General features: G+C 57.4%; 16 protein-coding genes, 2 tRNA genes, 4 rRNA genes and 1 pseudogene. 8 read left to right on the top strand and 15 right to left on the bottom strand.

The features are described 5' to 3' along the window. Positions 1–7: 7 nt before the first annotated feature. Together AC07ZE_RS01445 and AC07ZE_RS01440 are read right to left on the bottom strand one after the other, a co-directional pair. Positions 8–1540: an MFS transporter gene (locus AC07ZE_RS01445; RefSeq protein WP_207260279.1), complete on the bottom strand. Its 1533-nt coding sequence runs from the start codon at positions 1538–1540 to the stop codon at positions 8–10. Positions 1541–1766: 226 nt separating this feature from the next. Next, the gene (locus AC07ZE_RS01440) at positions 1767–2687 is read right to left on the bottom strand and encodes a LysR family transcriptional regulator (RefSeq protein ID WP_207260277.1); all 921 of its coding nucleotides are present in this window, start codon (positions 2685–2687) and stop codon (positions 1767–1769) included. A 254-nt stretch (positions 2688–2941) separates the two neighbouring features. Here AC07ZE_RS01440 and AC07ZE_RS01435 point away from each other — a divergent pair, with 254 nt between their 5' ends. After that, entirely contained in the window at positions 2942–3682 is a 741-nt protein-coding gene (locus tag AC07ZE_RS01435; protein ID WP_207260275.1) for an RHS repeat-associated core domain-containing protein, read from the top strand. A 34-nt stretch (positions 3683–3716) separates the two neighbouring features. On the opposite strand, the gene AC07ZE_RS01430 is transcribed toward AC07ZE_RS01435, so the two are convergent. The 4 genes from AC07ZE_RS01430 to AC07ZE_RS01415 are packed head-to-tail and all read right to left on the bottom strand — an operon-like array spanning position 3717 to position 7402. Beyond that, positions 3717–4583: an ABC transporter permease gene (locus tag AC07ZE_RS01430; RefSeq protein WP_207260273.1), complete on the bottom strand. Its 867-nt coding sequence runs from the start codon at positions 4581–4583 to the stop codon at positions 3717–3719. 21 nt (positions 4584–4604) lie between these two features. Next, entirely contained in the window at positions 4605–5465 is an 861-nt protein-coding gene (locus AC07ZE_RS01425) for an ABC transporter ATP-binding protein (protein ID WP_207260271.1), read from the bottom strand. Positions 5466–5470: 5 nt separating this feature from the next. Continuing rightward, positions 5471–6496, bottom strand: a complete 1026-nt coding sequence (locus AC07ZE_RS01420; RefSeq protein WP_207260269.1) for an ABC transporter substrate-binding protein — start codon at positions 6494–6496, stop codon at positions 5471–5473. Between the two features lie 18 nt (positions 6497–6514). Continuing rightward, a complete protein-coding gene (locus AC07ZE_RS01415; protein WP_207260267.1) occupies positions 6515–7402 on the bottom strand; it encodes a TauD/TfdA dioxygenase family protein in 888 nt (295 codons plus the stop codon). Between the two features lie 229 nt (positions 7403–7631). On the opposite strand from AC07ZE_RS01415, the gene AC07ZE_RS01410 reads away from it, so the two are divergent. Continuing rightward, entirely contained in the window at positions 7632–7997 is a 366-nt protein-coding gene (locus tag AC07ZE_RS01410) for a tryptophan synthase subunit beta (protein WP_207260265.1), read from the top strand. A 61-nt stretch (positions 7998–8058) separates the two neighbouring features. Here AC07ZE_RS01410 and lapD read toward each other — a convergent pair whose 3' ends face one another. Both lapD and lapG read right to left on the bottom strand, forming a co-directional pair. Continuing rightward, on the bottom strand, positions 8059–10005 hold the full coding sequence (lapD, locus tag AC07ZE_RS01405) for a cyclic di-GMP receptor LapD (RefSeq protein ID WP_207260264.1): 1947 nt from the start codon (positions 10003–10005) through the stop codon (positions 8059–8061). Between the two features lie 14 nt (positions 10006–10019). Beyond that, positions 10020–10712 carry a cysteine protease LapG gene (gene lapG / locus AC07ZE_RS01400; protein ID WP_207260259.1) on the bottom strand — a complete coding sequence of 231 codons (693 nt, stop codon included), beginning with the start codon at positions 10710–10712 and terminating at the stop codon, positions 10020–10022. 197 nt (positions 10713–10909) lie between these two features. Between lapG and AC07ZE_RS01395 the strand changes: the two genes are divergently transcribed. The 6 genes and pseudogenes from AC07ZE_RS01395 to AC07ZE_RS01370 all read left to right on the top strand — a co-directional run. After that, complete coding sequence (locus AC07ZE_RS01395) at positions 10910–11620, top strand: GntR family transcriptional regulator (RefSeq protein WP_207260255.1); 711 nt, start codon at positions 10910–10912, stop codon at positions 11618–11620. Between the two features lie 662 nt (positions 11621–12282). Continuing rightward, a complete protein-coding gene (locus AC07ZE_RS01390; protein WP_207260253.1) occupies positions 12283–13059 on the top strand; it encodes a DUF3050 domain-containing protein in 777 nt (258 codons plus the stop codon). Further along, on the top strand, positions 13056–13985 hold the full coding sequence (locus AC07ZE_RS01385; RefSeq protein WP_207260251.1) for a diiron oxygenase: 930 nt from the start codon (positions 13056–13058) through the stop codon (positions 13983–13985). The genes AC07ZE_RS01390 and AC07ZE_RS01385 overlap by 4 nt, the downstream gene beginning before the upstream one ends. A gap of 13 nt (positions 13986–13998) precedes the next feature. Beyond that, complete coding sequence (locus tag AC07ZE_RS01380) at positions 13999–17415, top strand: non-ribosomal peptide synthetase (protein WP_207260244.1); 3417 nt, start codon at positions 13999–14001, stop codon at positions 17413–17415. Between the two features lie 29 nt (positions 17416–17444). Beyond that, a complete protein-coding gene (locus AC07ZE_RS01375) occupies positions 17445–17912 on the top strand; it encodes an SRPBCC family protein (protein WP_207260241.1) in 468 nt (155 codons plus the stop codon). Positions 17913–18040: 128 nt separating this feature from the next. After that, positions 18041–18700 (top strand): annotated as a pseudogene (locus tag AC07ZE_RS01370) (TonB-dependent receptor domain-containing protein); the annotation flags it as partial. A gap of 67 nt (positions 18701–18767) precedes the next feature. On the opposite strand, the gene rrf (AC07ZE_RS01365) reads toward AC07ZE_RS01370, so the two are convergent. The 7 genes from rrf (AC07ZE_RS01365) to AC07ZE_RS01335 all read right to left on the bottom strand — a co-directional run bounded on the left by rrf (AC07ZE_RS01365) (position 18768) and on the right by AC07ZE_RS01335 (position 26009). Continuing rightward, positions 18768–18883, bottom strand: a 5S ribosomal RNA gene (gene rrf / locus AC07ZE_RS01365). A 108-nt stretch (positions 18884–18991) separates the two neighbouring features. Continuing rightward, positions 18992–19107: ribosomal RNA gene (gene rrf, locus AC07ZE_RS01360) — 5S ribosomal RNA — on the bottom strand. Positions 19108–19261: 154 nt separating this feature from the next. Next, positions 19262–22155, bottom strand: a 23S ribosomal RNA gene (locus AC07ZE_RS01355). Between the two features lie 229 nt (positions 22156–22384). Beyond that, positions 22385–22460: transfer RNA gene (locus AC07ZE_RS01350), tRNA-Ala, on the bottom strand. A 9-nt stretch (positions 22461–22469) separates the two neighbouring features. Next, positions 22470–22546, bottom strand: a tRNA-Ile gene (locus tag AC07ZE_RS01345). 121 nt (positions 22547–22667) lie between these two features. Continuing rightward, positions 22668–24204: ribosomal RNA gene (locus AC07ZE_RS01340) — 16S ribosomal RNA — on the bottom strand. The 16S, 23S and 5S rRNA genes sit together here with 2 tRNA genes alongside, the layout of an rRNA operon. Before the next feature lie 584 nt (positions 24205–24788). Further along, the gene (locus tag AC07ZE_RS01335; protein WP_207260239.1) at positions 24789–26009 is read right to left on the bottom strand and encodes a CaiB/BaiF CoA transferase family protein; all 1221 of its coding nucleotides are present in this window, start codon (positions 26007–26009) and stop codon (positions 24789–24791) included. Positions 26010–26018 lie beyond the last annotated feature (9 nt).

Genomic DNA, 26018 nt, shown 5'->3' with positions numbered 1-26018 from the left:
GGAGCATTCAGGTCGGTGCGCGCGGCGGATAGATCCGCGTCGGCAGCCAGAAAATCAGCAGGATCAGCGCCACGGCGACGCCGGCCATGCACAGGTAAAGGTCAGCTGCGGTCAGCACCACCGCCTGCTCATGCAGCCGATGGGCGAGGCCGGCGCTGTCGGCATCGGCCAAGGGCGAATTGCCCAGGCGATCCACCAGCATCGTCGAGTGAAAGTGCAGCCGCGCCGTGGTCAACGTCTCCAGCACGCCGGTGGCGATCACCGCCGCCAGGCCTTTCACGGTGTTGAACCAGGACGAGGCGAAAGGCCCATCCATCGGGCTGATGCTGCCGGTTGAAAGCATCAGCAGCGGCAGCACCGCCATGGGCTGACCGAAGATTTGCAGCAGTTGCAGCACATAGAAATCATCGCGAATCCATGCAGAGGTCAGCTGCGATCCACCCAGGCAGGACAGGGTCAGCATGCCCAGGCCGATGCCCAATACCCAGCGGCAATCGACCCAGCGCAAGTTGCACAGCGCCGCCACCAACGGCAGCGCGATCAACTGTGGCAACGCCGCCAGCAGGGTGATCGGCGCGGTCTGCACCGGGCGATAACCCTGGACCTGCGCCAGGTAACTGGACGGAATAATGATCACTGCCAGCAGCACCACCAGCACCCCGGCCAGGGTTAACAAAGCAAACGACAGGTTACGAATGCCGAGCATCTGCATCTTGAAAAACGGGATCGGCTGCGACCACTCGTTGATCAGAAACAGCACCAGCAACAACGTGCCGCCCACCAGCAAGACGCTGATCAGACTCGACTCGAACCAGTCCAGCCGATTGCCCTGCAAAATGCCGATCACCAACATGCAGATCGCCGGGAATCCCAGCAGCAAACCGCGCCAGTTGAACTGCTTGAAGCGCTCCAGTCGCAATGGGTCCTGGGGAATCCCGTAGGCCACCGCCACCGTGGCGATCAGGCACGGCGCGACGACTTGCCAGAACGTCCATTGCCAGCCGACGTATTCGGTCCACAACCCCGCCAGTGGCGTGCCAAGGCCCGGACCGAAGGTGGCGGTCAGGGCATAACCGGCCAGGCCGAATATCTTCACGTTGGCCGGCAGAAAACGCAGTGCGACAGTCATCAACATGGGGGGTAACGCGCCACCGGCCAGGCCTTGCAACGTGCGTAAAACCAGCAGGCTTTCGTAATTCGGCGCAATCGGGCACAACACGCCTAACAGGATGAATGCACTGATCGCACACAGCGTGAAACGCCGTAACGAGAACGTCACCGCACACCAGGGCGCGAAGGCCGCAGCCGCTACCGAAGTCGCGGCGTAGCTGGCGACCAGCCAGGTGCCTTCGTCGTAGCCGATGGCCAGGGCACCGCGAATGTCAGCCAGGGCGACCTTGGTCACCATCTCGTTCAGGCCCGAAACCAACACCGCCAGCAGCACACCCACCAGGCCAATGATGATCCGTGGACCAAACACCACTGGCGCGGCGGCCGACACAGGCGCGGCCAGAGGCACCGAGGCCGTCAGGGAGGTCATCGGTTCACAACTCCGAAATGATTGAGAGGGCAGTCTACGAAGGCAAATCGCTGACGAAAACTGACTTATTGGTAATTTATAAGTGCGTGGGACGCAGCAATTGGATGATAAAAAAAGCGAGGACAGAAAGTGGTCTCGCGAAGAAACGACGGGAAAAAACTAACACCACCGAGTCAGGCGGACCACCATCCATAGGTGTTAGAGCGGTGCTGCGATTTTTTGATCTTCAGACCGGCTGTGCCGCCAGCCACGTCTCATCGCAACAGCTTTTCAGCGTCTCACGCAACCAGCGGTGGGCCGGGTCATTATCGAATCGCGGATGCCAGGCCTGGGTCAGCATGATGGTCGGCAGCGGCACCGGCAGGGTGAACGAACGCAATTTCAAACCCAGGCGCCGCACGCTCAGCAGCGTTTCCCTGGGCACCGGCAGAATCAGATCGGAATCGGGCAAGGCGAACATCGCTGCATGGAAACTCGGTGCGATCACCGCCACCCGCCGCTCCAGCCCCAAGGCGTTGAGCGCCGTGTCAATCGGTCCACGGGCAATCCCGCGACGTGACATGCTGATATGGGAAAACCCGGCAAAACGTTCGGCGGTGATCTCTTCATCGAGCAACGGATGATCTTCGCGCACCAGGCCGACGAACTGGGTGGAAAACAGGTTCTGCACTTTCACTTCCGGCATCAGCGGCCGGTTGTTGCTGACGCTCAAATCGATGCGGCCCTCACGCAAGGCCTCGTCATCGCCATCGCCTTCCGGAACGAAGCGCAACTCGCAATGCGGCGCTTGACGCTCCATGGTGTCGAATAGTTTGCCGCCGTAGATGCCGATGAAAAAGTCATTGGCCCGAATGCTGAAGCGTCGGCGCAAACTGCCCAGGTCCACGACACGGGCCGAATGGAATAGCTGCGCGGCTTGCTCCACCACATCCCGCACCTGCTCGCGCAACTCCAGCGCCTTGGGTGTGGGTACCAGACCACGGCCGGCCCGCACCAGGATCGGATCACCAATGGCCTCGCGGATGCGCGTCAGCGTTCGGCTCATGGCCGCCGGGCTGAGGTTCATCCGCCGCGCGGCACCCACTACGCTGCCTTCGTCGAGCAGGGCGTCGAGAGCGACCAGGAGGTTCATATCCGGGAGTTGCATGCTGAGCACTCGTGTCTGATGTAGATTGATTCAGGCGCAATGCTAGCAAACATCTCCCCACTGATGCGTTGGCAGTTCCGGCCCCTTCGCGAGCAGGCTGCTTGCGAAGAGGCCCGCACAATCACCATCACCATCCGCATAGATCCCCATCTAACTCGCCCGAACCACTATCAGTTCTGCTAGTTCTCAACCGTTGCCGTGGAGGGTAAAACTTAGCCAGACATCACATCGACCCTCCCACATAGGTTTTCGATATGACCCAACCCAATCAACAGAATTCGACCGGACAACGCACGGTGCTGCTGGCGGTGGATTTTAAAAACTCGGTACTCGCCGAAATCGACGCGGGCAGGACCAATCGCATCGCATACTCACCCTACGGCCAGCAGTCGGCGCAGCTTGAGGTCATGACGCGGCTAGGGTTCAACGGTGAACTGCGCGAGCCGGGATTCGATTGGTATTTGCTGGGCAAAGGCTACCGTGCTTACAACCCTTGGTTGATGCGTTTTCACCGCCCGGACAGTTTGAGTCCGTTGGATAAGGGCGGAAGGAATGCGTATGCATATTGCAACGGGGAGCCGGTGATGAACTCGGATCCGACGGGGCATTCACCCTGGGCGCTTTCACGCTTTGTGCAGGCATTGACGGACGCAGTGCAAACCGTTGCTGCTCCTGTGCTCAGGAAGACCGCAAGCCTCGCCAATAGCGGTGTTTCGCAGGTTTTAGGTGCTGCAAAAAGTGTAAAAAAGGCCTTTGCCGACAATTTTTTGTTTGATCCTGAAGCCCTGAAAAAACTACCCCCTTACCCTCAAAAATTTAAACAAAAACCACCATCAAATCGCGTCGTCAAGCAGCCAAACCCCTATCAAGGACACAATTCACTCAGGGGTCAACAAACCCAGTCTGTGCCTGGAAGTAGAACCGGAAGCAGACCGCGGATGACTGCCACGACGGGACCAATAACGCGTGTCACAGAACTTCGAAGGGGATATTAATCACCGTCCAAAAAACAGCGCGGTGAGGCCAGCCTCACCGCTGCATCCCCCACCGCTTCACCGTCACCCGCTCCAGCGAATCAAACACCAAATTCTCCACCAACAACCCAATCAAAATCACCACCGCCAACCCGGCAAACACCTTGTCGGTGTACAGCTCATTGCGGTTCTGAAAGATGTACCAGCCCAACCCGCCCTTCCCGCTGGTAGCACCAAACACCAACTCAGCGGCAATCAACGTGCGCCAGGCAAACGCCCAGCCGATTTTCAGGCCCGCGAGGATCGAGGGCAGTGCTGCGGGGATCAGGATGAACAGCACGAAACGCATACCCTTGAGGCCGTAGTTGCGTCCGGCCATGCGCAGGGTTTCCGAGACGCCGAGAAAGCCTGCGTAGGTGTTAAGGGCCAAGGCCCAGAGCACCGAGTGCACCAGCACGAAAATCAGGCTGTTCTGCCCCAGGCCAAACCACAACAGTGCCAGCGGCAGCAGCGCAATCGCAGGGAGCGGGTTGAACATCGAGGTCAGGGTGCTCAGCAGGTCGCGGCCGAACTGGGTCGACACTGCCAGCGTGGTCAGGGCAAACGCCAGGACAATGCCGATCAGGTAGCCCTTGAGCAGCACCATCAGGGAAATCCACACCTTGCCCAGCAGCTCGCCGCTGAGCAGACCGTCGTACAGTGCGTGCGAGGTTTGCACGAAGCTCGGCAGCAACAGGTCGTTGTTCTGATAACGGGCGACCGCCTCCCAGAGTACGGCGAGCAAAATCAGGATCAGGCTTTTGCGCAGCCAGCCCTGTTGCCACAGGCGTTGCCCGAGGGGCAATTCACGCTCTAGCGGCACGCTGGTCAGTGGCTGCAATACGGTTTCGAATTCTTCACGCGGGGATGATAAATGGCTCATCGGGCCCTCCTTTCAACTGGCTCAATAAGCGATGCGGATGTCGGCGAAATCCAGTTCGCGCTCGGTTTCCGGCGACTGCCCTTCGTCAAACAACAGCCTGTGGATACGCCGCGCCGATTCCTGAAACGCCACACCGCCCAGGCTATGCAAATCGTACTGATGGCTGTGGACTTCCGCCCTCACCCGCCCCGGATGTGGCGACAGCAACAGGATGCGGTTGCCCACCACCAGCGCCTCTTCGATGGAGTGCGTGACAAACAAGAGCGTGAAGCGCACTTCTTCCCAAAGCAGCAGCAGTTCTTCCTGCATCTTGCGTCGGGTCAGCGCATCGAGCGCAGCGAAGGGTTCGTCCATCAGGAGGATTTTCGGCTGCATGGCCAGTGCCCTGGCGATGGCGACTCGCGCCTTCATGCCACCTGACAGGGTATGTGGATAGGCATCTGCAAACGCTGCAAGACCGACCTTGTCGAGGTAGTGCAGCGCCCGCTCTTCAGCCTCTTTGCGCTTGAGGGTCTTCGACGCCAGCAACGCAAACATCACGTTCTGTTTGACCGTCTTCCATGGCGGCAGCTGATCGAACTCCTGGAACACCACGATCCGGTCCGGCCCCGGCGCATCGACGCGCTGGCCCTGCAACCGAATCTCACCCTCCACTGGCTGAATGAACCCGGCAGCGGCCTTGAGCAAGGTCGACTTGCCGCAACCGGACGGACCGAGCAGAACAAAGCGGTCCGCCGAATCGATCTCGAAACTGACTTGATGGGTCGCCCGCACCACCCGCTGGGGCGTGCGATATTCCAGGCTGACGTTATCGACCGACAGCAGCGCTTGGGCTGCCGTGGTCGGTTTGCTGACCGTGTGGCCTTGCAAAGGGGCGTTCATGTAGGTCAGCTCCCTTGCAGTGGTTTGGCGTCCTGGAAGAAGTAATCCTTCCACGAGTCCGGCTTGTTTTTGATCGCGCCGACGCGGTAGAGGAACTCGGCCAGCGGATAAGTATTTTTCGGTGTGACACTGAATTCGAACTGCGGGTTATCGATAATTTTCAGCAACGCAGCGCGGTCGATCTTGGCTTTGGTGACGCGGATGTATGTGTCCGCCGCCGCCCCTTTATCGTTCTGCGCAAATTGCGCGGCTTCAGTCAGCGCTTCGATGAAGGCTTTGTAGGTTTTCGGGTTTTCGTTGCGGAATTTCTCGGTGGCGAACAGCACCGTCGGCGAGTTCGGGCCGAGCAGGTCATAGGTGTTCAACACCACGTGCACGTTCGGGTTGTCGAGCGCCTGATCCTGGAACGGCGGGTTGGAAAAATGTCCACTTAACTCAGTGCCGCCGGCAATCAGCGCCGCCGTGGCGTCGGGATGCGGAACGGCGATGGTGTACTTGTCGAGGCGATTGAATTCCTTGTCGCCCCACTGCTTGGCGGCCGCGTATTGCAGGAAACGCGACTGCACCGACACCCCCACCGCCGGCACCGCGATGCGGTCCTTCTCGGTGAAATCGGCGATGGTTTTGACCTTGGGATTATTGCTCACCAGGTAGTACGGAAAATTACCCAGGGATGCCACGGCCTTGACGTTCTGCTTGCCATGGGTGCGGTCCCAGATGGTCAGCAGCGGGCCGACGCCGGCACCGGCAATGTCGATGGAACCGGAGAGCAACGCATCGTTGACCGCCGCGCCGCCGGAGAGCTGGGTCCAGTCGACCTTGATGTCGATGCCCTCCTGCTTGCCGTACTTCTCGATCAGGTTCTGATCGCGCACCACGTTGAGCAATAGATAAACGATGCCGAACTGTTCGGCGATGCGAATTTCACCTTCGGCGTGGGCTGCGGTCGGCGCCACCAGGCTGCCGGCGATCAAGCTGAAACCCAGGCCGATCGCCGCGGCCAGTGACGCAAAAGGAAGACGTTTGGACATGATCAAATCTCCGAGAAATCAGAAAGGCGCGTCGCCTTGGATGGTGGTGCGATACAACTTGCGCCGCAGGTAGCTTGGGCAGCCGGCGGCAAGGTGGATTAGCGAACGGTTGTCCCAGAACACCAGGTCATGGGGCTGCCACTGATGGCGGTAGATGTTTTGCGGCAACACGCTGTGGGCGTAGAGCTCGGCCAGCAGTTGCCGGCTCTCGTCTTCTGGCAGGCCAACGATGCGGGTGGTGAAGCCCTCGCTGACGAACAGTGCCTTGCGGCCGTTTTCCGGGTGCGTTCGCACGACCGGATGCACGACTTCAGCCACTTGGGCGAGCTGCTCCGGCGTCAGGGTCGGGCGCCAGTTGCCTTCGAATTTGGTCTCGCTGTAACGCGCCGTGTAGGAGTGCGCTGCCGAGCGACCTTCGACCGCTTTGCGCAACGCTTCAGGCAGGTTGTCCCAGGCCTTGTGCATGTCGGCGAACAGGGTATCGCCACCCTCGGTCGGCAGCTCCTGGGCATGCAGCATCGAACCCAGGCTCGGCAGTTCCTTGTAGGAGAGATCGGAGTGCCAGAATTTGCCGGCATCGCCCAGGCCGATGTTCTGGCCATTCTCGACAATGTTGGAAACGATGAGGATTTCCGGATGCCCCGTCAGCAGGAACTGCTTGAGCACATGGATCTGCAACACGCCAAAACGGCGGCTGAAATCGATCTGTTGCTGGGGGGTGATGCGCTGGTCGCGGAACACCACCACGTGATGATCCAGGTGCGCGCGGTGAATGCGGGCGAAGTCTTGATCATTGATCGGTCGGGACAAATCGAGGCCGATGATTTCGGCGCCCACCGCCCCACTGAACGGGCGGATTTCAAAGCGTTGTGGCGCGATGACTGGCGATGCTGAAACTGCTGACATAAATCACTCCCACGCACGGCACGCTCAAGGGCGCGCGCGTCGATCAGAAACTCACGGAGGTCCCGTGTTGGTTCGTGTCGTGCGGCGCGCCGATTGGTCGGCAGGTACGCAGGGGTGTGACTTTATAGCTATAAGAACAGGATTTTAAATACCGTTAGCGAATAACCATATGGCGTATTTCGCCTATGCTGCTGACAGCATGACGCGGTTCACTTCTGAGGGATGCTCCATGTTCTACGTGCAACGCAATGCAGAAGGGCAACTGATGCGCGTCGAAGCCGAAGCCTACGCCGAATCCACGGAAACGCTGCCGGCCGACCACCCTGACCTCCAGGCCTGGTTCGCCAACGAGGTCATGGCCACCAGCCTCAATCAGCTCAAGCAAATTAAACAACTCAAGCAACTGCGCCAGAGTGACCTGGAAATGATCCGGGTACTCGACGACTTGATCGAGGTGCTGATCAGCAAAGGCGTGATCCTCGTCACCGACCTGCCGGCGCCCGCACGGGCCAAACTGATGGACCGAACCCAGGCCCGGGAGGCATTGGGCGGGTTGAGTCATTTGGTTGATGATGATGAGGAAGGGGTTATCTAGCCCAGCCTCATCGGTGTCTGTGCTCGCGAAACGGTCTTACTGGCGACGCAACTTCAACGCCTTACTGCCAGGGCCTGGGCTCCCCCACCAATCGCCCCTGAACTCCATATACCCCCATCTCCCGAATCACCGCCAACTCCCCCTCGGTCTCGACCTGTTCGGCAATCAAGGGCAAGTCGATGCTATGGGCAGCGCGCTGGATGGCTTCGATAAACAGACGCTTGTCGCTCTCCTGATCGATCGCACGGATGTAGCTGCCATCGATCTTGAGGTACGCCAACCCGAGACGCGCCAGATTGCCGATCATGCTGAAACGCCCGCCAAAATGTTGCAGACTCAGCGAGAATCCGAGTGCGCGCAAACGCCGCGTCAGTTCTTCCAGCATGGCCTGCTCCGGCAACTGTTCTTCACCGATTTCCAGAGTCAGCCGCGGCCCCATATTGGAATGAGAACGCAACAATTCGAGGAGTGCATCCAATGCTTGCGGGTCCTCCAAGGTGGCCGAGGACAGGTTCAGCGCCAGCGAGGCGTTGTGATCGGCCATCTGCTCCAGCACCAATTCCAGCATCAGGCGATCCAGCCGCGCGGTCCAGCCGAACCGCTGCAGCCACGGCAGGAAGCGTCCCGCTGGAATGCTCTGGCCTTGGTCATCAATCAAGCGTGAAAGCACTTTGTGGTGCAGCACCAGTTGTGTGTCCTGGCTGGCCACCACCGGTTGGAAATACAGTTTGAATCGCCGTTGATTGAGTGCCTGATCCAGCAAGTTGTGCCAGGCGTGATGGTCATCGCCGCCCCCGGACAGGGCGCGCTGATCCAGGCAGACCCCATTTGAATCGCTCTGGCCTTCGGCTTGTGCCAACGCCTGATCAGCCAGCGCGAGCACCGCTTGCGGCGCATCGCCATGAACAAACGGTGCCAGCCCGATCGCAGCGACCGAAGCCACGTCGGTGGCCCCGGTCGCATGCAGGCTCGCCAGGGCCGTATCGAGGTGCTGCGCCAGTTGCAGCGCTTCTTCGCGCATCAGGCCCGGCGCCAGCACGGCAAATTCGCCGCCTCGAATCCGCGTGACGAGGTTTTGCGTTGCCGGATAGCGGGCGCATTCACGCAACAGCTGCTCGCCGACCGCCTGCAACAATTCGTCCGTGCGTTGCCCGCCCAGGCGCTGGTTGAGCCCCGCCAGATCCTGAACCCGCAGCAACAACAAATACCCGGAGCTGGCCTGCTCCGGGTTGCTCACCCGTGCGTTCAATTGCATCTCGAAATAACGGCGGTTGGCCAACCCGGTCAGGGTGTCCTGATAGGATTCGGCCCGCAGTTTTTCACTGCGCTCGGCCTGCTCCTGAAACAATGCCTTGAGCTTCTCGACCATCTGATTCATGGCCTGCACCACGCGCCTCAGTTCCGGTGTGCGCGGCAACTGCGGCAAGCTGAGGAACTCGCGGCGGGCGATGGCGTGAGACTGCTGGACCATGTAGTCGAGCGGCTTCAATTGTCGACGCAACAACAACGCCCCCAACACCGCGCTGATCACGCCGCAGATCAGCAGCCACACCAGACTGCCCAGCGCGCTTTGCCACAATTTGGCCAGGGCGAACATCGGGTGACTGACCACCTCGACACGCGCCGCCTGCTCCCAACCGCGGCTGATAATCGCATCGCCACCGGCAGACTCCAGGCCGATCAGCCTGACGAACCAGTCCGGCACCTGGGTATCGGCCGGGATACCGCTGCGCTCGACCAGCGTTTTGTCGCTGGACAGATCAACCACCCGGATGCTCGCGTAGTAACCGCTGTCAAAGATCGAGCTGACCAGCAACTCGGTCATCGCCCGGTCGTCGATGTTCGGCGTCAGGGACAGCGCCAGTGCCGTTGCGGCGTCCTGCGCGTGGGAGCGCAACTGGTTGACGTACTGGCTGCGCGAGCTTTCGAGGCTGACCATGAAGCTGCCGGTGAAGGCGATGACCAGGAACAGACAGATAGCGATCAACAGTTGTTTGAACAAAGACATCTGTGGGCGTACTCCTAATGAGTCGTCTCGACCGGAAATCCTTCGGCCTGCATTTTCTTCAGCACATCCTGCCAACGGGACAGGCGCTTTGTGTCACCGACCTTCTGGTTGCCCTTGGTACCGGGTAACCACAACCCTTCTGCATTGAAAGCGTAGACGGGCAGCAAATCCGTACGCTGACTGGCCGGCTGGATCGTATCGATCAAACTGTCGAGCACCAGCGGCATGGCGTCGGGGCTTGTGTAGTAGGTCAACACCATGTGCGCGCGATTCAGGCTCAATGCCTTAACGTAGGTGATGCGCAACTTGTCGCTGGCAACCCCGAGATGGCGCAGGCTGAAGTACTTGGCGATAGCGTAGTCTTCGCAATCGCCGGCACCTTTCCACAGGGCCTCGATCGGGGTTTCCCAGTAATCGACCTGGTGCCAGAGGTCGATGTCTTCGACGTAGCGCATCCGCTGGTTGAAGAACCGGTTGACCAGGTTGAGCTGTTCCAGCTCGCTGACCTGCTTCTGTGTGGCCAACAACTGTTGCCAATCATCAATACGCTGCTGACCTGCACCCAAAGGTCCGTACAATGCCTGCGCCCGACGGCTGATTGTGGAAAAGTCCCAATCGGCCAGTACACCGCCCAGCATCACGCCGGACAGCAGCCAAGCGCCGCACAGCCAGCGCAATATCGGGGGAATCGGGAAACGTACCGCCAATGCAAGGCATCCAGGGTAGGCAGGTGGAAGTCGATTGATGGTGTAGGTTAGCCCGTTAAAAAACAATGGCACGGTGCGATCACCCACAGCGCGCTAAACTGGAGGAAGAACGCTCTGTTGCGCGTTTGACAAGCCGTCAGGCAGTTACTAGTGTCAATTGGATCCAAAAACAAATCAGTCAATCAGGGTGCGTTGTAGTGACACAAAAGCCCAACCCTCTCAGCAGTATCAAGGTCAACGGGCCGATTCCCGCTCACCTGGCACGCTCGGTGATCGAACAAACCCTGCGCTCGGCCATTCTCGATGGCCGCTTGCCTACCGGCATTGCATTGCGTCAGCAAGACCTGGCCGACCTGTTCGGTGTCAGCCGCATGCCGGTGCGCGAAGCCTTGCGCCAGCTCGAAGCCCAGGCGCTGCTCAACGTAGTCGCCCACAAAGGTGCGGTGGTTGCGCCGCTGGTTCAGGGTGATGCCGCAGAGACCTACGCCCTGCGGATCCTCCTGGAGTCCGAGGCACTGAGGCTGTCGATCCCGCTGCTGGATACCGCGGATCTCGAACAGTCCGCCCACTATATTGACGCGCTGGAAACGGAACACGATTACACCGAAATCGGCCGGCTCAATCGTCTCTTCCATATGTCGCTCTACTGCAAGGCACCCAATAAGCGATTGCTGAAACTGGTCGAAGAAGGGTTGAACGAGGAGGAACGCTTCCTGCGCTTCAACCTCGAAGCCATGGGCCTGGGCAAATTGTCCCAGGAAGATCACCGGGCACTGTTGCGGGCCGCCGAAAACCACGATGTCGAAGGCTCGGTGAAGCTACTGGAAAATCACCTCAATCGGGGGGTCGAGGTTATTACCCGCTACCTCAATAGCCCCGAGGCCAAGAGTAGAAACACCTCGAACTAACCCATCATCCCTGTGGCGAGGGAGCTTGCTTCAGTGGGAGCAAGCTCCCTCGCCACAGGTACAGTGCCCGCGAATAATCCGCTACAAAATCCCCTTCCCTACAACCCTGACCGATTCCCGGTTCTGGGTGATAGCGGCTGCCTTGAATTACGCTCACTCTTGGGGTGCGACAACCATGAACGGGTGACGCACCGCTACAGTGGCGCAGTCCCCGCACCAAGAACCTACGGAAGGAGCCTTGTCACGGGAACGGAAGAATCGGCGCAGCCCCCGCCAACTTCCACCCCCTCAGATCACCTCGACGGATTCAGTTAGAAAGTTGCTTCGAGTGAGGCATTCACTCTTTATAAAAAATTCTGACTTATATAAGACGGAAGGAGCAGCTACATCCAAATAAAACTTAAACCAAAAGTCTTATTGAAACTTGTCACCCTCAAAAAAGTTGAACATACAAATATTAATAAAATAACTTGCTCAACACTTTGTTTGTGTACTAGCTTTTTCACGCCGCCCATAAACTCTGGCCGCACAGCGCATCAACACTGCTCTGAGAGCAACTTATACAGATCAATTCGTTTGAGGCATCCGCTCGCCAGCAGAAACTTCAAACAGCAATCAAGCAATTGATCGCCACTGACATTCAACTATTGAAAGGCTTGCTTATGAAATCAACTAAAGAACATCTCGAACAAAAAAAATCCGAACTGAGTGCGCATCCGATCTTCTCCGAAATCAGCTCACTGTCGGTATTGCAACGTTTCATGGAAACCCATGTCTTTGCCGTCTGGGACTTCATGTCGCTGACCAAGCGCCTGCAGCAGGAACTGACCTGTACGCGCCTTCCCTGGTTGCCCCCGCGCGATCCGCAGGCGGCGCGGCTGATCAATGAGATTGTGCTGGGTGAAGAGTCCGATGACCGCCCGGGCCAGGGTCACTACAGTCATTTCGAGTTGTACCTGGATGCCATGCGTGAAGTCGGCGCCAGCACCGACGCCGTAGAGCGCTTCGTGGCGCTGCAACAGGAGGGCGTAAGCTACGACGTGGCGCTGCAAAGTGTCGATGTCGAGCCGGCGGCAGCGCGATTCGTACGCCATACGCTGCACACCGCGCTGCACGCCCCGAGCCACAGTGTCGCGGCGGCATTTCTGCATGGACGCGAAAGCGTGATCCCACAGATGTTCCAGCGCATCCTCGATGACTGGGGCATCGGCATCGAACAGGCCCCGACCTTTCGCTACTACCTCGAGCGACACATCGAGGTCGACTCCGAAGACCATGGCCCTGCCGCTGAAGAACTGCTCGCACGGCTGGTCGATGGCAACCCGCAACGCCAAGAAGACGTTTATGCCAGCGCTATCGCCGCCGTGGAAAGTCGCATCGCCCTGTGGGATGGCCTGCGACTGAGCATGAGCGAACCTTTGGCGCAGGTGAACGCATGAACGCCGCCGACTATCAGTCGTTCGCCGACGCCTGGGAGAGCCGCGCCACCATCCGCACCCGCCCGCGTCGCGTGCTGGAGAACGACGACAAACTGATCTATCCCCTGAGCCGCCAACCGCTGGTGCTCAGCGAAACCTTTCTGCGTGAATGCCCGCAGCAGCGCGACTTTGCCCTGGTGCAGACGCTGTACAAATTCATCAACGACGTGGTGATTTTCGAAACCGAGATCGTCGACAAGACCGCCCGTAGCATCGCCAAGAATCGGTTCGCCGTGACCTTCCCGTTTGCCTGTCGCTACGACGCCATGACCGTGGTGGTGGATGAGGATTACCACGCGCTGGTGGCCATGGATTTCATGCAGCAGACCGTCGCCATGACCGGCATTACGCCCATCGATCTACCCGACGAAATCGAGCTGAGCCGGGCGATCCCGGCGGCCGTGGACCTCGCACCAGCGCATCTGCGCAGCGCCGTGGAATTGATCTGCGTGGCCATCGCCGAGAACACCGTGACCGGCGATGTCGCTGCGTTTGCCAAGGACGACACGGTCAAGCAATCGATCAAAGGGTTGATGGCCGACCACTTGCTCGACGAGGGCCGCCATTCCGGCTTCTGGTCGCGGATGGTGCGCATCTACTGGCACACCGCGAGTGAAGATGATCGCCAGTGCATCGCGCAAATCCTGCCGGTGTTCATCGGCCATTACCTGACCAACGACATCCAGAAGTCTTTCGACTTCCGACTGATCGACGCCTTGCAGATCAGCGATGCGGCGCGCCAAGCCCTCAAGAGCGAAGTGTCGGGGCTGGCCTTTCCGATCAATCGCCATCACCCCCTGGTGGCCAACATCGTGCGGTTCTTCCGCAGCAGCTCGCTGCTCGATTCGCCGTGCGTGCAAAGCGCCTTGAGCGACTACCTGATCTGACGAGGAGCACATCATGAGACGTCTCGACATTCTGCTCATTGGACAAAGCCAGGCCCTGACTGATCTTGGGCTGGAACTGGAGCAACACGGTCATGCACTGACACGGGTGACGGCGCTCGATGATCAAGTGCCGAGTCACCCGGATCTTGTGATCGATGATGCCAGCTTGCCGGTCAAGGGACTCGGAGCAGCGACGCGACTGACCCTGCAATTGGGTATCGGGCTGCCGGGCGTTTGCGGCCTACCGTCATTGGACTTGCTGTGCCTGCACAATTCGACGCTGCACGCCCGCGTACCAATCGCCGAGGAACAGACAGGCAACGGACAGGCACTGCGTCTGCGCGCGGTGGCGGAACTGGTGGACCAGGTGGCCCTGCTGGTCAGTCGCTACTCCCGGGATGCCGAGTATTTTCTGCTCGCCGAACCGGTGGCCCCCGTTCACTTCGCAAAGGTCGAAAACCTGCTGTTTCTCGACAGCCTGGCGTTCGTCCATCAGCGCAATACAACCGCAGAACCCCGGTTGCTGGAACTGGCCCGGGCGCCAATGATCGAGCGACTGGAACAGCGTTTCATTGAGTGTGCCGAACGACCGGCGTTGAGCGTGGCAGGCAGCACGCTCGACTATCGCCAATTGCATGCCATGAGCCGCGTTGTTCAGCAACGTTTGCAGCCCCTGCTCGAACAACATGAGGGGCCGTGGGTGGTGGGTATCTGCCTGCCAAAATGCACTGCGTTGTACGCGGGGATTCTGGCGATCCTTGGCAGCGGCGCTGTGTACCTGCCGCTGGAACCGAACCATCCGTTGCAACGTCAGCAGTACATCCTGTCGAATGCCGGCGCGGTGTTGCTGCTGCACGACGGGCAGCATCCACTCGCGGCAGAAATGCCAGGCCTGGATATCACCGCCATCGACTGCGATGAGGTGAATCTCGATCTCCCCCTGATGCGCCACCGCCCCGATCTCGACGCTCCATGCATGGCGCTCTACACCTCGGGCACCACCGGCCATCCCAAAGGCGTGCTGCTCAGCCAGGCCAACCTCGCCCACTTCACGGCGTGGTACGCCGACTATGTGCAACTGACCGAACAGAGTCGCGTGCTGCAATTTTCCTCGTTGAGTTTCGACTCGTCGCTGATCGATATTTTCCCGACCCTCTTGCAAGGTGCCGAGTTGATCGTACCCAGCGACGATCAGCGACGCGATCCGCTGCAACTGGTGGAGCTGATTCGTCATCAACACCTGAGCCACGCCTTTCTACCGCCAGCACTGTTGAGCATTCTGCCGCTGGAGCAGCTGATCAATCTCGATCACATCATGACCGGTGGCGATGTCTGCGAGCCTTGGGTCATCGAGCAACTGACCCGTCAGGGCAAGCTCTACAACCTTTATGGCCCCACCGAAGCCACGGTGCTGATTACCGCGCGACAACTGCAGGCCGGCGATCACAATCGGACCCTGGGCGACCCGATCGCCAACAGTCAGGTGCTGATTCTCGATGAGGATTTACAACCGGTGGTCGAGCAGACCGTCGGCGAGCTGCACATCGTCGGTCCGGGCGTGTGTCTGGGTTATCTGAACAACCCGCAACAAACCGCCGAACGCTACCTGAACCTGACCCTGCCCGATGGCCGGAGCCTGCGCGCCTATCGCACCGGCGACATGGCGAAGTGGACCGTTACCGGTATCGAGCTGTGCGGACGGCGCGACAATCAGGTGAAGATTCGCGGCTTTCGGGTCGAGCCGGAAGAGATCGAACGCTGCCTGCGCGACAGCCAGTTGTATCGGCAGGTGGCGGTGGTGATCGATAGCCAGCGACGGATACTGGCCTTCCTCGCCCAGCCTCGCGAACCCCGGCCCGGTGCCGCTCGCGAAGCGCTCAAGACCCACGCCAGGCAATTGCTGCCCGACTACATGCAGCCCGTAGCGTGGACCGAACTGGCGAGCATGCCATACGCCAGCAACGGCAAGGTCGATCGCAAGGCGCTGCTGGAACTGCCGGTCAGCGTCAGCGAAAACACTCTGCGACGCCTGCCCGCCAACGCCGATGAAGCCCTGCTGCTGGAGATCTGGGCCGAGCTGCTGGAGTTGCCCGCCAACGATATTTCCACCGACGAAAGTTTTTTCAATCTGGGCGGGCACTCGATTCTGCTGTCACGAATGCTACTGCGCTTGCGCGAAGAATTCGGGCGCAGCATTTCGATCAACCGCTTCATCGAACTGCCCACCATCACCAAACTGGCGACACTGGTGCGTGGCTCCGGCAGTGATGAGGTGTTGAGTGAACAGGCCATGGCCGATGCCTCGCGCGAACTTCAGGTGCAGCCATTGCCAATCAGCCGCATGGGCGATGTGCACAAGGTGATCGTCACTGGCGCCAACAGCTTTGTCGGCGTCCACATCGTGGAAGCGCTGTTGGCGTGGGGTGCCAGTGAAATCGCCTGCCTGGTCCGCGACGGCAACGGGCAATCGGCGACCGAGCGCTTCACCCAGGCACTGCGGGAGAACCGCCTGGAGCACCTGGATTTGAGTCGGGTGCGGGTTTACGCGGCGGACATCACGCGCCCGGAATTGGGACTGGACGCCGAGGTCTACGAGCGCCTTGATCGGGAATTCGGCGCGCTGGTGCACAACGCCGCCAACGTCAATCACGTACTCGATTACGAGTCGCTGGCGCGCGACAACGTCGAACCAATTTTCGAGTGCCTGCGGTTGTGCGAAGGGCGCAGCAAAAAGATCTTCAACTTCGTCTCGACGCTCTCGGCCTCCAGCACGATTTCCGCCGATGGCCGAGTGCTTGAACTGCCCGCCGCGCAGACCCCGCCGATCTACATCAAGAACGGCTACAACCTGTCCAAGTGGGTGGGCGAGCGAATCCTCGAGCGCGCCCGTGAGCGTGGCGTGCAGGTCAATCTCTTCCGGCCCGGCAACATCAGTTTCAACAGCCTCACGGGCGTGTGCCAACCCCACAAAAACCGTTTGATGCTGATGCTCAAGGGCTCGATACAGCTCGGCCAGGTGCCGGAGTTCGCGCTGAACTTTGACTTGATGCCGGTGGATTTCCTCGCCCGTTTCATCGCCTTCCATGCCAGCCGCTATCAGCCGGAAAAAGCGGTGTTCAACCTGCACAACCCCGAGCCCCTGAGTTGGGACCGCTATGTAGCGTCCTTTCGTGAAGCCGGTCGGGAGTTCTCCCTGGTCAGCGTCGCCGACTGGCAGCAACAACTGGGCCGGGTCGACAGCGACAACGCGTTGTTCGGCGTGCTGGGTTTCTACCTCAACGGTTTCGAGGAAGACATCGGCGATATCTCGATGATCGGCCATGACAACGCCCAGGCCGGCGTACGGCAGATGGGCGCGCGTTACCCGGAAAAAACTCCGGCACTACTGCGTCGGGGCTGCGACTACCTCAAAGAAATCAATTTCATCTGATTCATCCCAACCAGCAACGGAGCAAAACCATGAGCACACTGCAACCCGATACCCTGATCAAAAACCCGCAAGGCTGCCACGTCGTGTCCTCTGTGGAAGTCCCGGCGGACGCCACGCAGGTCTGGTCAGTGGTCGGCAACTTTGCCGGCTTCGACCGATTCATCCCGGCGCTGTCGCACATCGAGATGACCGGTGAAGGTGTGTCATCCCTGCGCAAGAAGTTCTTCAAGGACGGCAATCTGGTGGTCGAGCAGCTCAACTCACGCGACGACCAGACCCTGAGCATGACCTGGACCACGATCTACAACACACTGGGCGTGGCTAATTTGTGGGCGGCGATGCAGGTGAAACCGCTGGGTGCAGGCAAGTCTGAGGCGACCTGGATCATCATCGCCGAACCGGCGCTGGGTGGCGCCGAAGCTTTGCCGGGCTTCAAGGATTTCGTGCAGGCGTTTGCCGATGATGCGATGAATAATGTGCTGAAGATGTTTGCTTAGGGCTGTCGTTAAGCGGTGTTTGATATACCGCTTTCGCGAGCAGGCTCGCTCCCACACACTGAAGGGAGCAAGCCTGCACGCGAATGAACGATAACGCGGTGCAACTGATGTGAAGAACAGCGGCCGTTGCAAATTCTCCACCCTTGAGGAACTCGTCGATCGGTTTCTATAGCCGACCAGCTATCTGCGCCGCCTGGAACAACAGGCGTCTACCTGCAAGACCTGATCGAGATGGACAAATGGCGTTTCTCCCTCGGCCTGCGTCAGGACTGGGTCGAAACCCCTGATGAAAATCGGCTGGCGGAAACCGGACCTGCGCAGGGCACGGAAATCAGTGACACTCGAACCAAGCTGACAGGGCGTGCCGGAGCGTTGTATCTGTTCGAAAACGGCCTTGCGCCGTACATCAGCTATTGCGAGTCATTTAACCCGGACGCCTATGCCGACAGTAACGACAGTGCCGGCAATCCTTTGGCACCGATCGATGGCTCGCAGTGGGAAGTCGGTTTGAAGTAACAACCACCGGGCACTGACAACCTGTTCACGGCATCGCTGTTCGCGCAGTGTTCGATGGTCTGCGACCGGGTGGTGTGCTTCGATATGTGGGTTATAGCTGGGCCGGTGCGGAAAACACCATGAAGGTGGCGTCGTATACGTTGTTTGACGCCCCTGTCGGCTATGACTTGGGCAAGGTGGGTCTGAAAGGCGTGGATGTACGTCTGAATGCGAACAACCTGACCAATGAGTCCTATGTGGCATCCTGTGCCAGCCTGGCTTTTTACATCGGCAGCTTTTGGAAGTCTCAGAACGACAAAACCCCTGTCTGCGCAAGCAGACAGGGGTTTCGGAATTCAATCTTGACGATGACCTACTCTCACATGGGGAAACCCCACACTACCATCGGCGATGCATCGTTTCACTTCTGAGTTCGGGATGGGATCAGGTGGTTCCAATGCTCTATGGTCGTCAAGAAATTCTGTGACCGGTTCGTTAAAATTCTAACGTACCAGCGAAAATGGGTGACTTCTACTAAAACAAAACCCCTACCTGCATACGCAGATAGGGGTTTCGGAATTTAATCTTGACGATGACCTACTCTCACATGGGGAAACCCCACACTACCATCGGCGATGCATCGTTTCACTTCTGAGTTCGGGATGGGATCAGGTGGTTCCAATGCTCTATGGTCGTCAAGAAATTCTTGAGCTGACGCGTCTTGCGACGTTCCAGCGAATTGGGTATGCGATAGTTTGTGTGTTGGCGAACTTTCGGTTCATTGCGTCTTCACACACCGCAATCTGGTCTCTTTCGTCTTTTCAACTCGGAGTATCAAATTGCTTGGGTGTTATATGGTCAAGCCTCACGGGCAATTAGTATCGGTTAGCTCAACGCCTCACAGCGCTTACACACCCGACCTATCAACGTCGTAGTCTTCGACGGCCCTTCAGGGAGCTCAAGGCTCCAGTGAGATCTCATCTTGAGGCTAGTTTCCCGCTTAGATGCTTTCAGCGGTTATCTATTCCGAACATAGCTACCCGGCAATGCCACTGGCGTGACAACCGGAACACCAGAGGTTCGTCCACTCCGGTCCTCTCGTACTAGGAGCAGCCCCTCTCAAATCTCAAACGTCCACGGCAGATAGGGACCGAACTGTCTCACGACGTTCTAAACCCAGCTCGCGTACCACTTTAAATGGCGAACAGCCATACCCTTGGGACCGGCTTCAGCCCCAGGATGTGATGAGCCGACATCGAGGTGCCAAACACCGCCGTCGATATGAACTCTTGGGCGGTATCAGCCTGTTATCCCCGGAGTACCTTTTATCCGTTGAGCGATGGCCCTTCCATACAGAACCACCGGATCACTAAGACCTACTTTCGTACCTGCTCGACGTGTCTGTCTCGCAGTCAAGCGCGCTTTTGCCTTTATACTCTACGACCGATTTCCGACCGGTCTGAGCGCACCTTCGTACTCCTCCGTTACTCTTTAGGAGGAGACCGCCCCAGTCAAACTACCCACCATACACTGTCCTCGATCCGGATAACGGACCTGAGTTAGAACCTCAAAGTTGCCAGGGTGGTATTTCAAGGATGGCTCCACGCGAACTGGCGTCCACGCTTCAAAGCCTCCCACCTATCCTACACAAGCAAATTCAAAGTCCAGTGCAAAGCTATAGTAAAGGTTCACGGGGTCTTTCCGTCTAGCCGCGGATACACTGCATCTTCACAGCGATTTCAATTTCACTGAGTCTCGGGTGGAGACAGCGCCGCCATCGTTACGCCATTCGTGCAGGTCGGAACTTACCCGACAAGGAATTTCGCTACCTTAGGACCGTTATAGTTACGGCCGCCGTTTACCGGGGCTTCGATCAAGAGCTTCGCGTTAGCTAACCCCATCAATTAACCTTCCGGCACCGGGCAGGCGTCACACCCTATACGTCCACTTTCGTGTTTGCAGAGTGCTGTGTTTTTAATAAACAGTCGCAGCGGCCTGGTATCTTCGACCGGCGTGGGCTTACGCAGCAAGTGCTTCACCCTCACCGGCGCACCTTCTCCCGAAGTTACGGTGCCATTTTGCCTAGTTCCTTCACCCGAGTTCTCTCAAGCGCCTTGGTATTCTCTACCCAACCACCTGTGTCGGTTTGGGGTACGGTTCCTGGTTATCTGAAGCTTAGAAGCTTTTCTTGGAAGCATGGCATCAACCACTTCGTCACCTGAAAGGTAACTCGTCATCAGCTCTCGGCCTTGAAACCCCGGATTTACCTAAGATTTCAGCCTACCACCTTAAACTTGGACAACCAACGCCAAGCTGGCCTAGCCTTCTCCGTCCCTCCATCGCAATAACCAGAAGTACAGGAATATTAACCTGTTTTCCATCGACTACGCTTTTCAGCCTCGCCTTAGGGACCGACTAACCCTGCGTCGATTAACGTTGCGCAGGAAACCTTGGTCTTTCGGCGTGGGTGTTTTTCACACCCATTGTCGTTACTCATGTCAGCATTCGCACTTCTGATACCTCCAGCAAGCTTCTCAACTCACCTTCACAGGCTTACAGAACGCTCCTCTACCGCATCATCCGAAGATGATACCCGTAGCTTCGGTGTATGGTTTGAGCCCCGTTACATCTTCCGCGCAGGCCGACTCGACTAGTGAGCTATTACGCTTTCTTTAAAGGGTGGCTGCTTCTAAGCCAACCTCCTAGCTGTCTAAGCCTTCCCACATCGTTTCCCACTTAACCATAACTTTGGGACCTTAGCTGACGGTCTGGGTTGTTTCCCTTTTCACGACGGACGTTAGCACCCGCCGTGTGTCTCCCATGCTCGGCACTTGTAGGTATTCGGAGTTTGCATCGGTTTGGTAAGTCGGGATGACCCCCTAGCCGAAACAGTGCTCTACCCCCTACAGTGATACATGAGGCGCTACCTAAATAGCTTTCGAGGAGAACCAGCTATCTCCGAGCTTGATTAGCCTTTCACTCCGATCCACAGGTCATCCGCTAACTTTTCAACGGTAGTCGGTTCGGTCCTCCAGTCAGTGTTACCTAACCTTCAACCTGCCCATGGATAGATCGCCCGGTTTCGGGTCTATTCCCAGCGACTAGACGCCCTATTAAGACTCGCTTTCGCTACGCCTCCCCTATTCGGTTAAGCTCGCCACTGAAAATAAGTCGCTGACCCATTATACAAAAGGTACGCAGTCACCTAACAAAGTAGGCTCCCACTGCTTGTACGCATACGGTTTCAGGATCTATTTCACTCCCCTCTCCGGGGTTCTTTTCGCCTTTCCCTCACGGTACTAGTTCACTATCGGTCAGTCAGTAGTATTTAGCCTTGGAGGATGGTCCCCCCATATTCAGACAAAGTTTCTCGTGCTCCGTCCTACTCGATTTCATTGATAAGAGATTTTCGCGTACAGGGCTATCACCCACTATGGCCGCACTTTCCAGAGCGTTCCGCTAATCTCAAATCAACTTAAGGGCTAGTCCCCGTTCGCTCGCCACTACTAAGGGAATCTCGGTTGATTTCTTTTCCTCAGGGTACTTAGATGTTTCAGTTCCCCTGGTTCGCCTCTTGCACCTATGTATTCAGTACAAGATAACCATCTTATGATGGCTGGGTTCCCCCATTCAGACATCTCCGGATCAAAGTCTGTTTGCCGACTCCCCGAAGCTTTTCGCAGGCTACCACGTCTTTCATCGCCTCTGACTGCCAAGGCATCCACCGTATGCGCTTCTTCACTTGACCATATAACCCCAAGCAATCTGGTTATACTGTGAAGACGACATTCGCCGAAAATTCGCGATTAAACTCACAAATTTTACCTTAGCCTGATCCGTTACCAGTGAAAGTAACGTTCAGTCTATCTTTCTATCACATACCCAAATTTTTAAAGAACGATCTAATCAAAAGACTAGAAATCAATATTCACACCGGAATACTCATTTCTAAACTCTCAAACTTTCGAAGCAGTTTATGGTGGAGCCAAGCGGGATCGAACCGCTGACCTCCTGCGTGCAAGGCAGGCGCTCTCCCAGCTGAGCTATGGCCCCATACAAAATTGGTGGGTCTGGGCAGATTCGAACTGCCGACCTCACCCTTATCAGGGGTGCGCTCTAACCAACTGAGCTACAGACCCAATTTCGAGCTTGTAACTGTTAGCGTGAGCTATCAGCTTGGAGCTTAAAGCTGCTTCTATCGTCTTCTTCAATGAATCAAGCAATTCGTGTGGGAGCTCATGGTGCAGCTGAGTCGTCGATTAAGGAGGTGATCCAGCCGCAGGTTCCCCTACGGCTACCTTGTTACGACTTCACCCCAGTCATGAATCACACCGTGGTAACCGTCCCCCCGAAGGTTAGACTAGCTACTTCTGGTGCAACCCACTCCCATGGTGTGACGGGCGGTGTGTACAAGGCCCGGGAACGTATTCACCGCGACATTCTGATTCGCGATTACTAGCGATTCCGACTTCACGCAGTCGAGTTGCAGACTGCGATCCGGACTACGATCGGTTTTATGGGATTAGCTCCACCTCGCGGCTTGGCAACCCTCTGTACCGACCATTGTAGCACGTGTGTAGCCCAGGCCGTAAGGGCCATGATGACTTGACGTCATCCCCACCTTCCTCCGGTTTGTCACCGGCAGTCTCCTTAGAGTGCCCACCATTACGTGCTGGTAACTAAGGACAAGGGTTGCGCTCGTTACGGGACTTAACCCAACATCTCACGACACGAGCTGACGACAGCCATGCAGCACCTGTCTCAATGTTCCCGAAGGCACCAATCCATCTCTGGAAAGTTCATTGGATGTCAAGGCCTGGTAAGGTTCTTCGCGTTGCTTCGAATTAAACCACATGCTCCACCGCTTGTGCGGGCCCCCGTCAATTCATTTGAGTTTTAACCTTGCGGCCGTACTCCCCAGGCGGTCAACTTAATGCGTTAGCTGCGCCACTAAGAGCTCAAGGCTCCCAACGGCTAGTTGACATCGTTTACGGCGTGGACTACCAGGGTATCTAATCCTGTTTGCTCCCCACGCTTTCGCACCTCAGTGTCAGTATCAGTCCAGGTGGTCGCCTTCGCCACTGGTGTTCCTTCCTATATCTACGCATTTCACCGCTACACAGGAAATTCCACCACCCTCTACCATACTCTAGCTTGTCAGTTTTGAATGCAGTTCCCAGGTTGAGCCCGGGGCTTTCACATCCAACTTAACAAACCACCTACGCGCGCTTTACGCCCAGTAATTCCGATTAACGCTTGCACCCTCTGTATTACCGCGGCTGCTGGCACAGAGTTAGCCGGTGCTTATTCTGTCGGTAACGTCAAAATTGCAGAGTATTAATCTACAACCCTTCCTCCCAACTTAAAGTGCTTTACAATCCGAAGACCTTCTTCACACACGCGGCATGGCTGGATCAGGCTTTCGCCCATTGTCCAATATTCCCCACTGCTGCCTCCCGTAGGAGTCTGGACCGTGTCTCAGTTCCAGTGTGACTGATCATCCTCTCAGACCAGTTACGGATCGTCGCCTTGGTGAGCCATTACCTCACCAACTAGCTAATCCGACCTAGGCTCATCTGATAGCGCAAGGCCCGAAGGTCCCCTGCTTTCTCCCGTAGGACGTATGCGGTATTAGCGTTCCTTTCGAAACGTTGTCCCCCACTACCAGGCAGATTCCTAGGCATTACTCACCCGTCCGCCGCTGAATCAGAGAGCAAGCTCTCTTCATCCGCTCGACTTGCATGTGTTAGGCCTGCCGCCAGCGTTCAATCTGAGCCATGATCAAACTCTTCAGTTCAAACATCTTTGGGTTTTGAGAAAACCCTAAACTTGGCTCAGCAATCGTTGGTTACATCTTTGATTTCTCGCGGAGTAACTTGTGATGCTGATAATCTGTTGACTAGCAGTCTAATACCACAAGCACCCACACGAATTGCTTGATTCAGTTGTTAAAGAGCGGTTGGTTAAGAGCTTTCGTCTCAACCGAGGCGCGCATTCTACAGCAGCCTCATTTGCTGTCAAGCGGTTATTTCAGAAGTTTTCAAGGCTTTCCTTAACAACTTCAACCACTTGCGCTTTCGATCTCTCGTCAGCGGGAGGCGAATTCTACAGCGTTACTCGCTGCTGTCAACACCTCTTTTTCAACTTCCTTTCAGCTTCGATGACCTGAAGCAACCTGCTGCCGAAAACTGCGTAACTCATTGTTTACCAAGGAGTTTTCCGTTTCGACTGCGCCGGAAGTGGGGCGAATTATAGACACCTCAGATCTGCCGTCAACCGTTAATTTCAGTTTTCTTTCAATAAGTTACGAGAGGTAGGAAATGAGCCCGCTCCACCCACACCTGGAAGGAGCAAGCCACTCTTCTATATAGAGGGAAATCCTTAGAGCACGCCGGACTCTTTGAAGTTAGCCACGGTACCAGCATCCAGCCCCAGCACCCGCTGTAGAACCTCAAACGTATGCTCTCCCAACAAAGGAGGTGCACGACGGTACTCCACCGGCGTCTCCGACAAACGAATCGGGCTCGCCACCTGCGGCACTATCCCGGCCAACGCATGCGGCAACTCAATCGCTAACCCGCGGGCCTTGACCTGAGGATCGGCAAACATCTGTGCAAGATCATTAATAGGCCCACAAGGAACCCCCGCCTGCTCCAGCTGCGCCACCCATTCTGCAGTGGTCTTAAATACAGTGGCCTGGCGGATCAGTGGAATGAGGACCGCCCTATTCACTACCCGCTGCTTGTTGGTTGCGAAGCGCGGATCATCCGCCCACTGAGGCTGCCCGGCGACCTCCGCGAATTTGCGGAACTGCCCGTCATTACCCACGGTTAAGATGAAGTCGCCATCCGCCGTAGGAAAATCCTGATAAGGCACGATGTTCGGATGAGCATTCCCCAAGCGTTTGGGCGCATTGCCTGTCGTCAGATAGTTCATCGCCTGGTTAGCCAGGCACGCCACCTGAACATCCAGCAACGCCATATCAATATGCTGACCACCACCGTCATGATCACGATGCGCAAGCGCCGCCAGGATCGCGACCGTCGAATAGAGCCCGGTCAAAATATCTGTCAGCGCCACACCCACCTTCACCGGCCCCGCCCCCTCATCCCCCTCGGGTCGCCCCGTCAGGCTCATGAGGCCGCCCAGCCCCTGGATCATGAAGTCATAACCCGCACGCTTGGCATAAGGACCGGTTTGACCGAAACCGGTGATCGAGCAATAAATCAGGTCCGGATTGATAGCCTTCAGCGATTCGTAGTCCAGGCCGTAAGCGGCCAGACCACCGACCTTGAAGTTCTCGATCAGGATGTCCGACTTCGCCGCCAGATCTCGCACCAGCTTCTGCCCCTCTGGGCGCGTGAAGTCGATAGTCACCGATTGCTTGTTGCGATTGGCCGACAAGTAATAGGCAGCCTCGCTAGTGTTCTCGCCATAAGCGTCTTTAAGGAATGGCGGACCCCAGGCGCGCGTGTCATCACCATTGCCCGGGCGCTCGACCTTGATCACTTCAGCGCCAAGGTCGGCCAGGATCTGTCCAGCCCACGGCCCGGCCAGCACCCGCGATAAATCCAGTACCCGTAGATGTGAAAGCGCGCCCATGCCATTCTC

The sequence above is a fragment of the Pseudomonas sp. GW101-3H06 genome (assembly GCF_059424605.1).
This window is presented reverse-complemented; position numbering and strand designations above follow the sequence as displayed.